The following is a 16,023-nucleotide window of genomic DNA, read 5'->3' as shown; positions in this document are numbered from 1 at the left end:
TTTCAAGGGTCCATTACCATTACTGGCCGCGCTCGAGCATCAAAAGCAATTATTTTGCGTTATCGTCAGCGCACTGACCCCAAGTGGGGAGGTCAACACAAAGCAAGCTCGTTCAATCCTCTCGAGGCCTCTATGACCGACACCTATACCCCGCCCGCCGTATGGACCCCACCCCAAGCCCAGGAAGGCCGTTTCGCCAGCGTCAACCGCCCGGCCGCGGGCGCCACTCATGAAAAGCCATTGCCAGTGGGCGAACACCCGTTCCAGCTGTATTCCCTGGCCACGCCCAACGGCATCAAGGTCACCATCATGCTCGAAGAGCTGCTCGAGCGTGGCCACGTGGGCGCCGAGTACGATGCCTGGTTGATCCGCATCAACGACGGCGAGCAATTCGGCAGTGGTTTCGTCGAAATCAACCCCAACTCCAAGATCCCGGCGCTGGTCGACCGCCGTGGCACTGAGCCGGTTCGGGTGTTCGAGTCTGGCGCCATTCTGCTGTACCTGGCCGAGGCGTTCGGCGACCTGCTGCCGCAAGATCCGCTGTCGCGCACCGAGGCCTTGAACTGGTTGTTCTGGCAGATGGGTTCAGCGCCGTTCCTGGGGGGCGGCTTCGGGCACTTCTATGCGTACGCCCCGGAGAAGATCAAATACGCCATCGACCGCTATGCGATGGAGGCCAAACGCCAACTCGACGTGCTTGACCGCCACCTGGCCGCCCGCCCTATATCGCAGGCGCCGAGTACAGCATCGCCGATATCGCCATCTGGTCCTGGTACGGGAAGCTGGTGCGCGGGGATCTGTACAATGCAGCGGAGTTCTTGTCGGTACAGGATTACACCCACGTCAAGCGGTGGGCCGACCTGATTGCACAGCGCCCTGCTGTACAGCGCGGGCAGCGGGTCAACCGCCCGTGGGGTGATGAAGCTACGCAAGTGCTGGAGCGGCACTCGGCGAAAGATTTCGGCTGATCATCCAAGCAAGCGGCGAGCGGCGCTTGCGCCTCTCAATGCAGGACGCGCGGGCCTTCGTCGGCGCGTTCGAGCTCACCATCGACCAACTTGCCCGCCATCTGAACGCCCACGCTGAGCATGGCTTTGGCCACTTCGACGTGCTGGCCCTGGAGAAATGCCTTGGCGTCCTCGGAGAAATCCAGAGTCACCAACGACCCTTCGTCTTCGGCGCGGCGCAGTTCGATACGGCCGTCTGGCAGTTCGACGATTTCAAGAAAGGACGTAGACATACAGATGAAGTTCTCCGGGAAAGGCGGAATAGTGTAACAGCGCTTTTGCTTGTCAGCACTCACTCAAGCCATCGCGGAACCGAACGGCCAATTGCTTGAGATGCTGACGCCATTGCTCCAGGGTCACGCCGTCCAGCCCGGGTTCAGGCTCCGGCTCGTCCAGGTTGACTGCCGCGATCAGTGGGGTGGTGACGTCACGCTTTATTTCCCGCAGTGCACGTGGCGGCTCGTAAAGCGCGCTGTAGGCAGCCAACAAACGCACCAGCCAGGAATCCCGGCTTTGCAACAATTCCACCAGCTCAGCAAGCTCGGGGTTGGCGGCCTGTGCCAGCACCTGTTCATTCAGATAGGCCTCGGCGCGCGGGGCGCGAGTGTCCGGCAGGTGGTAAAACCCGGCAATCTCATGGCACAAACCCAGCAGTGCGCCGTACAGGTGGAACAGCACCGCTTCGCGGCCGGCCTGCTGCAGCGCGGCGGCATTCATAGAAGTGCCCTGCGCCGCCTGGGCCAACTGCTCAAGGGCGAGGCCGGCGAAGTAGATCTTCTGATTGGTGCGGGTATAGAGCTCGTGCGCCATGGCACACCTCCTTGAACACAGTAAAACGGGGCCCGTGGGCCCCGTGATGGATCAGCGCTTGTCTTCGACCTTCCAGGCCTTGCCGTCGAAGAAGGCTCGCCAGCCGGTCGGCTTGCCCTCGACCTCGGACTGCACATATTGCTCCTTGGTCTTGCGGCTGTAACGGATCACCGCAGGCCGGCCGTCGGGATCCTTGATCGGCGCATCGAACAGGAAGTGGTACTTCGGATCGATCTCATCCTTGTGCGGCAGCAGTTCCAGCACCAGCGGCGCGCGAGTCTCACGGTTCTTCGGGAACTGGCTGGCGGCAAGGAACAGGCCGGAAGCACCGTCGCGCAGCACGTAGGTGTCGGTGACCTTCTCGCACTTGAGCTCGGGCATCTTCACCGCGTCCATCTTCGGCGGCGCCGCTTCACCGCTGCGCAGCAGCTTGCGGGTGTTCTTGCACGCAGGGTTGGTGCAACCGAAGAATTTGCCGAAGCGGCCGGTCTTGAGCTGCATTTCGCTGCCGCACTTGTCGCACTCAAGGCTTGGCCCTTCGTAGCCCTTGATGCGGTAGCTGCCCTGCTCCACCTCGTAGCCGGGGCAGTCAGGGTTGTTGCCACAGATGTGCAGCTTGCGCTTCTCGTCCACCAGGTAAGCGTCCATGGCGGTGCTGCAGATCGGGCAACGGTGCTTGTTGAGCAGCAGCCGCGATTCGGACTCACCCTCGTCGTCCTCGGCGATCTCGTTGCCTGGCACCAGGTTGATGGTGGCCTTGCAGCGCTCCTTGGGCGGGAGGCTGTAGCCCGAACAGCCAAGGAATACGCCTGTGGACGCGGTGCGGATCATCATGTGACGGCCGCACTCGGGGCACGGAATGTCCGTCGGAGTAGGCTGATTGGCACGCATGCCGTGCTCGGCGTTTTCGGCACTTTCGAGCTTGAAGCGGAAGTCGCCATAGAACTCGTCGAGCACGTTTTTCCAGTCACGCTCGCCGTGGGCGATGTCGTCGAGGTTCTCTTCCATGCCGGCGGTGAAGCCGTAGTCCATCAGGTTGGCGAAGCTCTCCGACAGGCGCTCGGTGACGATGTCGCCCATTTTCTCGGAGTGGAAGCGGCGGTTCTGCAAGGTCACATAGCCGCGGTCCTGGATGGTGGAGATGATCGCAGCGTAGGTCGATGGCCGGCCGATGCCGCGTTTTTCCATTTCCTTGACCAGGCTGGCTTCGGAGAAGCGTGCCGGCGGCTTGGTGAAGTGCTGGGTGGGGTCGAGCTTGATCAGCTTGAGCGCCTCGCCCTGCTCCATCTCCGGCAGCACGTTGTCTTCGCCCGGCTTGCTCTGCTGAGGCATCACACGGGTATAACCGTCGAAGCGCAGGATGCGGCCTTTGGCACGCAGCTCGAAGTCGCCGGCCATGACGGTGATGGTGGTGGACAGGTACTGCGCGGGCGTCATCTGGCACGCCAGGAACTGGCGCCAGATCAGCTCGTACAGGCGCTCGGCGTCGCGCTCCATGCCCGACAACTGGGTGGGGGCCACGTTGACGTCGGATGGGCGAATCGCTTCGTGCGCCTCCTGGGCGCCCTCTTTGCTGCCATAGACATTGGGCTGGGCCGGCAGGTAGGCGGCGCCGAACTCTTTGTCGATATAGGTGCGCGCCATCTCCAGGGCGTCCTGGGACAGGTTGGTGGAGTCGGTACGCATGTAGGTGATGTAGCCCGCTTCGTACAAGCGCTGGGCCATCATCATGGTCTTCTTCACACCGAAGCCCAGGCGGTTGCTCGCGGCCTGTTGCAGGGTGGAGGTGATGAACGGCGCCGATGGCTTGCTGCTGGTGGGCTTGTCTTCGCGCTTGGCCACACTGAAGCTTGCGGCCTTGAGCGCCTCAACGGCGGCCATGGCCTGGGCTTCGTTCACCGGCTTGAACGCTTCGCCCTTCTCGCGGGCGACTTCGAAACGCACCTGCGCCTTGGCCTTGCCGCCCAGGTCTGCATGCAGCTCCCAATATTCTTCGGGGATGAAGGCGCGGATTTCCCGCTCGCGTTCAACCACCAGCTTCACCGCCACCGACTGAACCCGGCCGGCTGACAGGCCACGGGCGATCTTCTGCCACAACAGCGGCGAGACCATATAGCCGACCACCCGGTCCAGAAAGCGCCGTGCCTGCTGCGCGTTGACGCGGTCGATGTCCAGGTCGCCCGGTTGCGAGAACGCCTCCTGAATGGCCTTTTTGGTGATTTCGTTGAACACCACGCGCTTGTAGCGTGAATCGTCGCCGCCAATGGCTTCGCGCAGGTGCCAGGCGATGGCCTCCCCTCGCGGTCCAAGTCGGTTGCGAGATAGATGGTGTCGGCGTCCTTGGCAAGCCGGCGCAACTCTTCGATCACCTTCTCCTTGCCGGGAAGGATTTCGTACTGCGCCTTCCAACCGTGCTCAGGGTCGACCCCCATGCGCGTCACCAGCTGCTTGCGGGCTTTTTCCCGCGCCGACAGCACCGGTGCCTCAGAGGCAGTCTTGGCCTTCTTGGCGCCCGCCTTGGCCGGTTCCTTGGCAGCACTGGCCGAACCACTGGTGGGAAGGTCGCGGATATGGCCGATACTCGACTTCACCACGTACTGGTTGCCCAGGTACTTGTTGATGGTCTTGGCCTTGGCCGGGGATTCCACGATGACCAGCGATTTGCCCATGGATTGGAAATGTCCTGAATGGCTGAAAAAAGAAAACGGTAAGAACCTTGAAGGCACCGCTATATATAGTGGTGAAAAGGTGAGGTCAAGTTTCCTCCCTAAACCTCATCGCCCGACGGCAGCTCGAAACGGCCCTCCTCGGCGTGCTCCAGAGCAAAGCGCGGGACCTGTTCGCCGTCCACGGCTACCGACTCCAGAAACATCGACAGCGGCCGCACCCAGAGGCCGTAATCGCCATACAGCGACTGGTAGACCACAACCCACTCCTCGCTTTCCGAATGCCTTGCCGCGCCGAACACCCGGTACTGCGGCCCTTTGTAGTGGCGGTAGATGCCGGGCTGAATCTGCATGGAAAACCTCACGAAAATTAAGTTTCAAATTTTTGAAGCGCAAACGAGCGCCGGGGCACAAGGCCCCGGCGCGGTCATTGCGAGCGTGCCGTCAGAGCCGCTCGAACACCGTGGTGATGCCCTGGCCGAGGCCGATACACATGGTAGCGATGCCCAGGGTGGCATCCTTTTGCTTCATCACGTTCAACAGAGTGCCGGAAATCCGTGCCCCGGAGCAACCGAAGGGGTGGCCCAAGGCGATCGCACCGCCGTGCAGGTTGACCTTCTCGTCCATCTTGTCGAGCACTTTCAGGTCCTTGAGCACCGGCAAGGCTTGCGCGGCGAAGGCTTCGTTGAGCTCGATGCAGTCGATATCGGCGATGGACAGGCCAGCGCGCTTGAGTGCCTTCTGCGTCGCCGGTACCGGGCCGTAGCCCATGATCGACGGATCGCAGCCTGCCACAGCCATCGAGCGGATTTTGGCCAGTGGCGACAGGCCCAGGTCCTGGGCACGCTGCGCCGACATCACGATCATGCACGAAGCACCGTCGGTGATCTGCGAGCTGGTGCCGGCCGTCACGGTGCCGCCCTTGGGGTTGAACGCCGGCTTGAGCGCCGCCAGGCCTTCCAGGGTGGTGTCGGCACGGATGGTTTCGTCGTAGTCGAACACCTTCAGGCGGCCGTCTTCGTCGTAGCCTTCCATCGGGATGATTTCATCCTTGAACAGCCCTTCGACAGTGGCCTTGTGTGCCAGCTGATGAGAGCGCACCGCGAAGGCGTCCTGCTGCTCACGGCCAATGCCGTGCATCTTGCCCAGCAGTTCGGCAGTCAGCCCCATCATGCCCGAGGCCTTGGCCGCGTGCAGCGACAGCTGCGGGTTGGGGTCGACACCGTGCATCATGCCCACATGGCCCATGTGCTCGACACCGCCGATCACGTAGACATCGCCGTGGCCGGTCATGATGCCCTGTGCAGCGGTGTGCAGCGCGCTCATCGACGAGCCGCACAGGCGGCTGACGGTTTGCGCACCGGCGCTGTGAGGAATGCGCGTCATCAGTGACGCCATGCGGGCGATGTTCCAGCCCTGCTCCAGGGTCTGGTTCACGCAGCCCCAGATCACGTCTTCGACTTCGCTGGGGTCGACGTTCGGGTTGCGCGCCAGCAATTGGTCGATCAGGTGCGCCGACATGTTCTCGGCGCGAGTATTGCGATGCATGCCGCCCTTGGAGCGGCCCATGGGTGTGCGACCGAAGTCGACGATCACCACATCTCTTGGATTCAGGCTCATAACAGATCTCGCTCAGTAGTCGGGCGGCTCAGCCGAAAAAACGTTCGCCATTGGCGGCCATTTCACGCAGGCGGGCGGTGGGGTGATACAGCGGGCCCAGCTCGGCGTAACGGTCGGCCTGGGCGACGAACTCGGCCACGCCGATCGAGTCGATGTAGCGCAGCGCGCCCCCACGGAAGGGAGGGAAGCCAATGCCATACACCAGCCCCATGTCCGCTTCGGCCGCGCTTTCGACGATGCCGTCTTCCAGGCAGCGCACGGTTTCCAGGCACAGGGGGATCATCATCCAGTTGAGCACGTCTTCATCACTCAGCTCGCGCTGCTCGTAAACCACCGGCTTGAGCACTTCGAGCACCGACGGGTCGGCGACCTTCCTGGGTTTGCCCTTCTTGTCGGTCTCGTAGGCATAGAAGCCCTTGCCGTTCTTCTGCCCCAGGCGGCCGGCATCATACAGCGCGTCGATCGCCGAACGACGGTCGTCTTTCATCCGGTCGGGGAAGCCTTCGGCCATCACATCGCGGCCGTGATGCCCGGTGTCGATGCCGACCACGTCCATCAGGTAGGCCGGGCCCATGGGCCAGCCGAACTTCTCCATGATCTTGTCGATACGCACGAAGTCGATGCCGGCGCTGACAAGGCGGGCGAAGCCACCGAAATAGGGAAACAGCACGCGGTTGACCAGGAAGCCCGGGCAGTCGTTGACCACGATCGGGTTCTTGCCCATCTTCTTGGCGTAGGCCACCGTGGTGGCGACGGCCTCATCGCTGGAGTGCTTGCCGCGGATCACTTCAACCAGCGGCATCATGTGCACCGGGTTGAAGAAGTGCATGCCAACGAAGTTTTCCGGGTGCTTGAGCGCTTCGGCCAGCAGGCTGATGGAAATGGTCGAGGTGTTGGACGCCAGCACGGTGCCGGGCCTGACCTGGGCTTCAACCTCGGCGAGCACGGCTTGCTTGACCTTGGGGTTCTCGACCACCGCCTCGACCACAATGTCGACACCGCCGAAATCGCCATAGGACATGGTCGCCCGAATCGCGCTCAGGCCCTCGGCCATCTGGGCTGGGGTCAAACGCCCCTTCTCGACCAGCTTGCCGAACAGCTTGGAAGCCTCGCTCAGGCCCTGGGCGATACCTTTTTCATTGATGTCCTTCATCAGGATCGGCGTGCCTTTGGACGCCGACTGGTAGGCGATGCCACCGCCCATGATGCCCGCGCCCAGCACCGCCGCCTGGTTGACCGGCCTGGCGAGTTCGTCCCAGGCCTTGGCCTTGCGCTTGAGCTCCTGATCGTTGAGGAACAGGCCGATCAGGCTTTCGGCAGCTGGAGTCTTGGCCATCTTGACGAAGCCTGCGGCCTCGACCTCGATAGCCTTGTCGCGGCCGAAGTTGGCGGCTTTCTGGATGGTCTTGATGGCCTCGACGGGGGCCGGGTAGTTCGGCCCGGCCTGGCCGGCGACGAAGCCCTTGGCGGTCTCGAATGCCATCATCTGCTCGATGGCATTGAGCTTGAGCTTTTCAAGCTTGGGCTGGCGACGCGCCAGGTGGTCGAGCTCACCCGAGATAGCTCGGCGCAGCAGATCGAGTGATGCGTCCTCGAGCAGCTGAGGGGCGACCACGGCGTCGACCGCGCGCACTTTCAGCGCTTCCTCGGCACGTTGCTCCTTGCCGGCGGCGATCCACTCGATGGCGTTATCGGCACCGATCACGCGCGGCAGGCGCACGGTACCGCCGAAGCCCGGGTAGATGCCCAGTTTGACTTCAGGCAGGCCAATCTTGGCGCTGCTGGCCATGACGCGAAAATCCGCCGCCAGGCACATTTCAAGGCCACCGCCCAGGGCGATACCGTTGATCGCCGCCACGGTCGGTACCGGGAGGTCTTCGAAGTCGCTGAAGATGCGGTTCACTTCCAGGTTGCCAGCCAGCAATTCAGCCTCCGGGAGACGGAAGTTGGCAACGAACTCGGTGATATCGGCGCCGACGATGAAGACATCCTTGCCACTGGTGACCAGCACGCCAGCAAGGCCTTCATGGGCTTTGAGAATGTCGACTGCCGTTCGCAGTTCTTCGAGAGTCAGGCGGTTGAACTTGTTGACGGACTCGCCTTCGAGGTCGAAACGCAGTTCGACGATGCCGCCGTCGCGCGCCTTGAGTGTGATGGCTTTACCTTCGTAAATCATCAACGGATCTCCAGATGGAAACGTATGTTGGGGCCCCGGCCAGGCCACAGGGCCTGCCCGCCGGAGCGAAGCGAGCGCATGGGACGCCAAACGAGCGATTCATACGCCCGTTTGATCGGGCTGCGCACACCTTCGGCCAAAGCAGGCGGAATGTCAATCAGGCACAACGGCCGCCCCAGGTGGCATTTTTACACTGGTGCAAGCATAGCCAGGCAATGTGGCGCCGGTATGTTCCTACCGCACGCCGACCGATGCGACAGGCTTGAAAATCATGAGCAAAACTGTCTGAGGCCGGCGTATGATCAGCCGAGTGATTTCCGGCCTGCCTGGCCTACCCCGCCCGATCCTTGCGATCGGGCTTTTTAATGGCTTGAGGCCAGCACTTTCAGCACCTGGTGCACCACAGCCACGTCACCTCGCTCGCCCCACCACAACGCCACCATCCGTGCGTCGGCCTGAGCCTTCCACGCATCGCCCGGGAGTTGTGCCAATTGCGCCAGTACGCGCTCATCTTCACAGGGCTCCTGCCACTGGTTCACCCAGCGGCCCGGCGAAGGCTGCCAGTAGCACCAGGCGCCGCCAGTGGCCGAGGTGCGTGGGCGGGAATATTGCGGGCAGGGGTCGGGCGCCTGCCCGTTCATCCAGTGCGGCCAGCTGTCAGGCGCCAGTTGCATGGCCAGGCCCAGGCGCCGCGCCTCCAGGCGCACTGCCATGCGCCCGCTCTGGCGACGCGACGGTTTAAGCCAGGCGATGGGGCTCAGCAGCACCAGAACGATTGACAGCACTATCCAGACCGTCATATCAAGTGCCCCGGATAACAACGAGCCGCCCTGACGGGTGTCAGAACATCCGTACAGAAAGCGACCATACTCATTTTCATGCCATTGTCGGGAGTCATTGCCATGTCCTATCAACATATTCTGGTCGCCGTCGACCTGACCGAGGAGTGCGACCCGGTAGTCAAGCGCGCTGCGAGCCTGGCCCAGGCCGGCGGAACCAAGCTTTCGCTGGTTCATATCGTCGAGCCGATGGCGATGGCCTTCGGCGGCGACGTGCCCATGGACCTTTCACAACTGCAGCAGCAGCGATTCGACCAGGCCAAGGAGCGCCTGGAGAACCTGCTGAAAAAATTCCCGGACATTCCAAGAGGCGACGCCCATATCACCTATGGCCAACCCCGCCAGGAAATCCACGAGCTGGCCAAGAAGAACGGCATCGACCTGATCGTGGTGGGCAGCCACGGCCGCCATGGCCTGAAACTGCTGCTGGGCTCCACCTCGAGCGACGTACTGCATGGCGCGCCTTGTGACGTTCTGGCGGTGCGCCTCAAGCCGGCTACCGCCGCTGAAGCGCCCGCACCTCAGGCGAGCGAACCACCCGCCACACCAGCCTTCTGAAACGCCCTCAGCCGTCGAGCTCGGCCCAACGCTCCACCAGCGTGTCGAGCTCGGCTTGCAATTGCTCGAGCTGGGCCAGTACGGCGGTAGTCTCTGCCGCCGGGCGCTGATAGAAAGCCGGGTTCGCTATCTGCTGCTGCACGGCTTCGATCTTCTGCTCTTGAGCTTCGATCTGCCCCGGCAGCGCATCGAGCTCGCGTTGCAGTTTGTAGCTGAGCTTCTTCTTGGCAGCTGCAGGCTCGGCAGTTGCCGGCGCAGGGGCTGCCTCAGGCGCGCTGACAACTGCGCTGTTGAGCTCGGCCTTGCCGCTCTTGTTCTCCTTGACACCCAGCAGGCGCGGGGAACCGCCCTGGCGCAGCCAGTCCTGGTAACCACCGACATACTCGCGGACCTGGCCATCGCCTTCGAACACCAGCGTGCTGGTGACCACGTTATCGAGGAAGGCCCGATCGTGGCTGACCATGAGCACCGTGCCCTTGAAGCCGGCCAGCACTTCTTCCAGCAGTTCCAGAGTCTCGACATCCAGGTCGTTGGTGGGCTCATCGAGCACCAGCATGTTCGCAGGCTTGCTGAACAGCTTGGCCAGCAGCAGGCGCGCCCGCTCGCCACCCGAAAGCGCCTTGACCGGAGTTCGCGCACGCTGCGGGCTGAACAGGAAGTCGCCTAGGTAGCTCAACACGTGCCGGCTCTGGCCATCGATCTCGATGAAATCACGGCCTTCGGCCAGGTTGTCGATGACGGTCTTGTCCAGATCCAGCTGCAGCCGCAACTGGTCGAAATAGGCCACCTCAAGCTTGGTACCGGCCTTGACCGTACCGCTGACCGGCGCCAGTTCCTCGAGCATCAGTTTGAGCAACGTGGTTTTGCCGCTGCCGTTGGCGCCGAGCAGGCCGATGCGATCCTCGCGCTGCAGCACCAGGGAAAAATCCTTCACCAGCATCGGGCCGCCGGGGTGGGCGTAGCTGACGTTCTCGAGCGCCAGCACCTGCTTGCCCGACTTGTCGGCCACCTCCAGTTGGATGTTCGCCTTGCCCTGCCGCTCGCGGCGCTCGCCACGCTCGACCCGCAACGCCTTGAGCGCGCGTACGCGGCCTTCGTTGCGGGTACGGCGCGCCTTGATGCCTTGCCGGATCCAGACCTCTTCCTGAGCCAGGCGCTTGTCGAACAGGGCGTTGGCGACCTCCTCGGCCGCCAGCTCCGCCTCCTTGTGCACCAGGAAACTGGCGTAGTCGCCGTTCCAGTCGATCAGGTGGCCGCGGTCCAGCTCCAGAATGCGCGTGGCCAGGCCTTGCAGGAAGGCCCGGTCGTGGGTGATGAACAGCACCGCGCCGCCGAAGCTTGAAAGCGCTTCCTCCAGCCAGGCAATGGCGCCGATATCCAGGTGGTTGGTCGGCTCGTCGAGCAGCAGCAGGTCGGGCTCGCTGACCAGCGCCTGGGCCAGCAGCACACGGCGGCGCCAGCCACCGGAGAGCTCGGCGAGGGTTTTGTCGGCGGGCAGCTGCAACCGGCTCAGGGTGCTGTCGACCAGTTGCTGCAGGCGCCAGCCGTCGCGGGCCTCAAGCTCCTGCTGCACGTGCATCAGTGCCTGCAGGTCTTCGTCGGTGACGATGTTCTGGCTCAGGTGGTGATAACGTGCAAGCAGCTCACCGACCCCGGCCAGGCCCTCGGCGACCACATCGAACACCGTCCGCTCGTCGGCCCGCGGCAATTCCTGTGGCAGTTCGCCGATCTTGAGCCCGGGCGCTCGCCAGATATCGCCGTCGTCGGGCTTCTGGTCGCCACGCACCAGGCGCAGCATGCTGGATTTGCCCGTGCCGTTACGGCCGATGATGCATACGCGCTCGCCGCGCGCGATCTGCCAGGACACCTTGTCGAGCAAGGGCATGGCGCCATAAGCGAGCGACACGTCGCTTAGTTTGAGCAGGGTCATGAGTCTCTCCGTCAACCGGGCGCGCATTCTACCCGGTTTGGCCCGGCGCTGGGCGACACATCCTCTTACCAGACGCATTCACGGCAGCGCCATGACCGGCTAAGCTCAGCCCCCATCGTACGGCCTGGTGCCGTCTTCACCGCTTTTGCTTCCGGAAGTCTCATGCGCAGTCGACTGTCCCGCGTCTTTTCCTGTGTGCTGCTGTTCTCTGCGGTCACCTCAAGCTCTATCCACGCCGCTGACCTCGCCACCCAGCGCCAGCTCTACGACCAGGCCAAGGCTGCGCTGGCCAAGGGCAACAGCGCGCTCTATCTGCAATCGAAGGTGGCATTGGCCGACTACCCGCTTGAACCCTACCTCGCCTTCGACGAGCTCAGCGCCCGGCTGCCGTCGGCAAGCAACGAGGAAGTGGAGCGGTTCCTCGCCGACCATGGCGATCTGCCGCAAGCCAACTGGATGAAGCTGCGCTGGCTGCGGCAGTTGAGCGACCGTGGCGACTGGGCCACTTTCGAGCGCTATTACAGCCCCAAACTGAACTTCGCCGAACTCGACTGCCTTCACGCGCAATACCAGCTTACCCAGCCGAACCTGCGCGCCGAAGGCTATGCCCTTACCGATCAGTTGTGGCTCAGCGGCAAGGACCGCCCCGCCACCTGCGAGGCGCTGTTCACCCGTTGGGCGGGTGAAGGCCAGCTGACCGAGCAGAAACGCTGGGCGCGCCTGAAGCTGGCGGTCAAGGCACGCAATACCTCCTTGGCCAACAACCTGGCCAGCGGCCTGGTCACGCTCTCCAATCAAGGCAAGCTGCTGCTCAACGTCGCGCAAAAACCCGAGCTGCTGGAGCAACCGCAACTGTTCCAGCCCGCCGACGAAGCCATGGGCGACATCGTCAGCTACGGCCTGCGCCGGCTGGCCAAACAGGACCCTGAGCAGGCCATGGCCCTGCTCGACAGCTATGCCGCCACCATGCGTTTTTCCGCTGCCGAAAAAGTCGCCATTGCCAATGAAATCGGCCTGACCCTGGCGCGCCGCTACGACCCCCGTGCCCTTGACCTGATGACCCGCTACGACCCGGACCTCAAGGACGATACCGTCAGCGAATGGCGCCTGCGCCTGCTGCTGCGCCTGGGCCGCTGGCAGGACGCCTACGACCTGACGAAACGCCTGCCAGCATCGCTGGCAGGCACCAACCGCTGGCGTTACTGGCAGGCACGCAGCCTGGAGCTGGCGCAACCGCGCAACCCGCTGGGCATGCAGCTGTACCGCGCCTGGCCAAGGAGCGTGACTTCTACGGTTTCCTCGCCGCTGACCACGCGCAGGAACCTTACCAACTGACCAACCGCCCGCTGCCGCTCTCGGCGGCCACAGTGGCCAAGGTACGCCGGGCCCCGGGCATCCGCCGCGCGCTCGAGCTCTACGAACGTGGCGAAATCGTTCCCGGGCGCCGGGAGTGGTATCGCGTCACCCGGCTGTTCGACCGTGACGAAATGGTCGCGCAGGCTCGCCTCGCCTATGACCTGGGCTGGTATTTCCCGGCCATCCGCACCATCAGCCAGGCGCAGTACTGGGACGACCTGGACATCCGCTTTCCGATGGCTCACCGCGACGCGCTGGTGCGTGAATCCAGGCTGCGCGGCGTGCATGCAAGCTGGGCGTTCGCCATCACCCGCCAGGAAAGCGCATTCATGGACGACGCTCGCTCTGGCGTCGGCGCCATGGGCCTGATGCAACTGATGCCAGCCACTGCCAAGGAAACCGCACGCAAGTTCAACATCCCTCTGGCAAGCCCGGCTCAGGTGATCGACCCGGACAAGAACGTCCAGCTGGGCGCAGCTTACCTGAGCCAGGTTCAAGGGCAGTTCAACGGCAACCGCGTACTGGCCACCGCCGCCTACAACGCAGGCCCCGGCCGGGTGAAGCAATGGCTGCGCGGTGCCAATCACCTGAGCTTCGACGTATGGGTGGAGTCGATACCGTTCGATGAAACGCGGCAATATGTGCAGAACGTGCTGTCTTATGCGGTGATCTACGGCGAGAAACTCAACACGCCGCAGCCGATCGTGGAATGGAACGAGCGGTTTTTCGACGACCAGTAAGTGAAAAAGGCCCAAAAGGGCCTTTTCCTGTAGCTCGAACCCAGCGTCACGAGCCGCTCGACACACAATGACTCACCGGCGCTTGCAGCTTGAAGCTAGCCGCTTCAAGCTGCCTTCAACCAATCTGCTCCAACCGCTGGCGCACAACCTCGACCAGCCGGTCAGGCTGGAACTTCGACAGGAAGTTGTCACAGCCAACCTTCTTCACCATCGATTCGTTGAAGCTGCCCGACAATGAGGTATGCAGCACTACGTAAAGGGCGGCCAAACGTGGGTCCTGGCGAATCTCGGTGGTCAACCGGTAGCCGTCCATTTCCGGCATTTCGGCGTCGGTGAACATCATCAGCAACTTGTCTGTCACCACTTCCCGGCATCTGCCCATGCCTTGAGCATCTGCAGGCCCTTCAGGCCGTTGCTGGCAGTGTGCAGCTTGATCCCCAACTGCGATAGCGTGTCGCGCAATTGCGCCAGCGCCACGGTCGAGTCATCCACCAGCAGCACTTCGCGGCCCCGAGCGCGCGCCAGGATCGGGTCTTCAAGGCGATCCTGAGAGAACCTTGGCGTTGTACGGCACGATCTCGGCCAGCACCTTTTCCACGTCGATCACCTCAACCAACTGGTCATCGACCTTGGTGATAGCGGTCAGGTAATGCTGGCGCCCGGCACTGGTGGGCGGGGGCATGATCGCGTCCCAGTTCATGTTGATGATGCGGTCGACACCACCCACCAGGAACGCCTGCACCGAGCGGTTGTACTCGGTCACGATGATGGTGCTGTTGGGGCCCGGTGCGATGGGTTTCATGCCGATGGCCTGGGACAGGTCGATCACCGGGAGGGTCTGGCCGCGAAGGTTGACCACGCCGCAGACGAACGAATGGCGTTGCGGCATCAACGTAAGCTTGGGCAGCTGCAGCACTTCCTGCACCTTGAACACGTTGATGGCGAACAACTGCCGCCCCGCCAGGCGGAACATAAGGATTTCCAGGCGGTTTTCACCGACCAGTTGCGTGCGCTGATCGACGCTATCGAGAATGCCAGCCATGGATTGAGCCCCGGGAGAGAAGTGACAGTGGTCTGATGCGGGCTATCGGCCAGCGGCCGGAAAACTTGAAGCCGCAATGCGATATCACATTAATATCAAACCACTCGCATGGAGCAAAGGCCAGCGCCATCAGCCGATCGGCATCTTGATCGATCGGCAAGGCAGCGGGCCCACGGGGGTAATGGCCCGCTCGACTTCAGGAGATCGCCAGGCCTGGCTGGCCGACCAGCGGGCAATCGGCAGGCAGGTGCACACGCAGCGCGCCCGCGCGAGCTGCGAAACGCAGGTCGTTGCTCTTCAAGGGCTCGCCGTCCAGGTTGATGTCCAAGCCTTCGGCACTGTGAATACGCACCCAGGGCAGCCGTGCACGCACAAACAGGTTGTCCAGCGCGAGGCCTCCCGCGAGCAGCCCTTTGAGAGCGCCGATCATATCGGACGGCGCCGGCAGGATACTGACGTCCAACAGGCCATCATCGGCCATGGCTTCAGGGCACAGCGCGTGGCCTCCGCCGGCCTGGCGGCCGTTACCGATGCCGAGTGCCAGAAGCTCGCCTTCCCAGTGAAAATCAGGGCCTTCCAGGCGGCCATAGGCAGCCTTGAGCTCGCTGAAGCGGCCCAGCCCGGTGAAGAGATACGCCGCGCCACCCAAAACTTTCTTGAGGTCTTCGGAGGTGTTGGCGGTGACCTGGCTGCCGAAACCGCCGGTCGCCATGTTCAGGAATACCTCCCCGCCCGCCTCGCCCAGGTCCACTGGCCGCGCAGGGGCATCCAGCAACGCCAGCGCCTCGGCCGGCTCCAGAGGCACCTGCGCAGCGCGGGCAAAATCGTTGGCGGTGCCCAGCGGTAACAAAACCAGGGTGGCCCGCCCTGGCGCGTCAGCCAACGCCTGGGCGACATCGCGCAAAGTGCCATCACCGCCCCCGGCGATAACGATCCCGTATCCAGCCTCCAGGCCCTCATGCACCAACCGTTGGGCATCGCCGGCCTCCCACGTCAGGCGTACGGCAATCTCCCAACCCGCCTCGCGGCGCGCGATCACAGCTTGCCGTACCTCGTCGTTGAGCGCCTGCTTGCCATGCAGGATCATCCAGGCTTTACGGTGTTCCATGCTCCACACTCCGTCCACGTGATCGAGAATGGGCAATAGACCACGGCGCATCACAAATGGCTCTGAAGCTGAAGTGACAATTTTTCGTCACTCCGATGAAAAGCCATTGCAAAAGTCAATGCGTTGACTATCATGCGCACTATCTCGCTACTCTCCCCTCGCTGCCGCATT

Annotated in this window: 9 protein-coding genes and 4 pseudogenes; 3 read left to right on the top strand and 10 right to left on the bottom strand. The window is 63.0% G+C overall.

Translation table 11 applies throughout. The features are described 5' to 3' along the window. The first annotated feature begins 132 nt into the window (after positions 1-132). Positions 133-968, top strand: a pseudogene (yghU, locus tag LN139_RS05730) (glutathione-dependent disulfide-bond oxidoreductase). 35 nt (positions 969-1,003) lie between these two features. Here the strand turns inward: yghU and LN139_RS05725 are convergent. The 7 genes and pseudogenes from LN139_RS05725 to LN139_RS05695 form a co-directional block, all read right to left on the bottom strand. Then, positions 1,004-1,240: a hypothetical protein gene (locus LN139_RS05725; protein ID WP_236359121.1), complete on the bottom strand. Its 237-nt coding sequence runs from the start codon at positions 1,238-1,240 to the stop codon at positions 1,004-1,006. A 52-nt stretch (positions 1,241-1,292) separates the two neighbouring features. After that, positions 1,293-1,817: a DUF6586 family protein gene (locus tag LN139_RS05720; RefSeq protein ID WP_236359120.1), complete on the bottom strand. Its 525-nt coding sequence runs from the start codon at positions 1,815-1,817 to the stop codon at positions 1,293-1,295. Positions 1,818-1,868: 51 nt separating this feature from the next. Then, a pseudogene (topA, locus tag LN139_RS05715) lies at positions 1,869-4,486 on the bottom strand (type I DNA topoisomerase). A gap of 98 nt (positions 4,487-4,584) precedes the next feature. Further along, positions 4,585-4,836: a DUF1653 domain-containing protein gene (locus tag LN139_RS05710; protein ID WP_236359119.1), complete on the bottom strand. Its 252-nt coding sequence runs from the start codon at positions 4,834-4,836 to the stop codon at positions 4,585-4,587. Between the two features lie 91 nt (positions 4,837-4,927). Next, on the bottom strand, positions 4,928-6,103 hold the full coding sequence (fadA, locus tag LN139_RS05705) for an acetyl-CoA C-acyltransferase FadA (RefSeq protein ID WP_236359118.1): 1,176 nt from the start codon (positions 6,101-6,103) through the stop codon (positions 4,928-4,930). Between the two features lie 28 nt (positions 6,104-6,131). After that, positions 6,132-8,279 carry a fatty acid oxidation complex subunit alpha FadB gene (fadB, locus tag LN139_RS05700; protein ID WP_236359117.1) on the bottom strand — a complete coding sequence of 716 codons (2,148 nt, stop codon included), beginning with the start codon at positions 8,277-8,279 and terminating at the stop codon, positions 6,132-6,134. A gap of 362 nt (positions 8,280-8,641) precedes the next feature. Continuing rightward, complete coding sequence (locus tag LN139_RS05695; RefSeq protein ID WP_236359116.1) at positions 8,642-9,079, bottom strand: hypothetical protein; 438 nt, start codon at positions 9,077-9,079, stop codon at positions 8,642-8,644. 102 nt (positions 9,080-9,181) lie between these two features. On the opposite strand from LN139_RS05695, the gene LN139_RS05690 reads away from it, so the two are divergent. Continuing rightward, positions 9,182-9,676: a universal stress protein gene (locus tag LN139_RS05690; RefSeq protein ID WP_236359115.1), complete on the top strand. Its 495-nt coding sequence runs from the start codon at positions 9,182-9,184 to the stop codon at positions 9,674-9,676. 7 nt (positions 9,677-9,683) lie between these two features. On the opposite strand, the gene LN139_RS05685 is transcribed toward LN139_RS05690, so the two are convergent. Then, a complete protein-coding gene (locus LN139_RS05685; protein WP_236359114.1) occupies positions 9,684-11,606 on the bottom strand; it encodes an ATP-binding cassette domain-containing protein in 1,923 nt (640 codons plus the stop codon). Positions 11,607-11,768: 162 nt separating this feature from the next. Here LN139_RS05685 and LN139_RS05680 point away from each other — a divergent pair. Further along, positions 11,769-13,702, top strand: a pseudogene (locus tag LN139_RS05680) (transglycosylase SLT domain-containing protein). Positions 13,703-13,817: 115 nt separating this feature from the next. Here LN139_RS05680 and LN139_RS05675 read toward each other — a convergent pair. Next, positions 13,818-14,744: pseudogene (locus LN139_RS05675) on the bottom strand (chemotaxis protein CheV). 196 nt (positions 14,745-14,940) lie between these two features. After that, a complete protein-coding gene (gene yegS / locus LN139_RS05670; protein WP_236359113.1) occupies positions 14,941-15,852 on the bottom strand; it encodes a lipid kinase YegS in 912 nt (303 codons plus the stop codon). Positions 15,853-16,023: the final 171 nt, after the last annotated feature.

It is taken from the genome of Pseudomonas sp. KNUC1026 (assembly GCF_021650705.1).
Lineage (GTDB): Bacteria > Pseudomonadota > Gammaproteobacteria > Pseudomonadales > Pseudomonadaceae > Aquipseudomonas.
The sequence above is the reverse complement of the archived record's forward strand: the minus strand, read 5'-3'. Positions and strand labels throughout refer to the sequence as shown.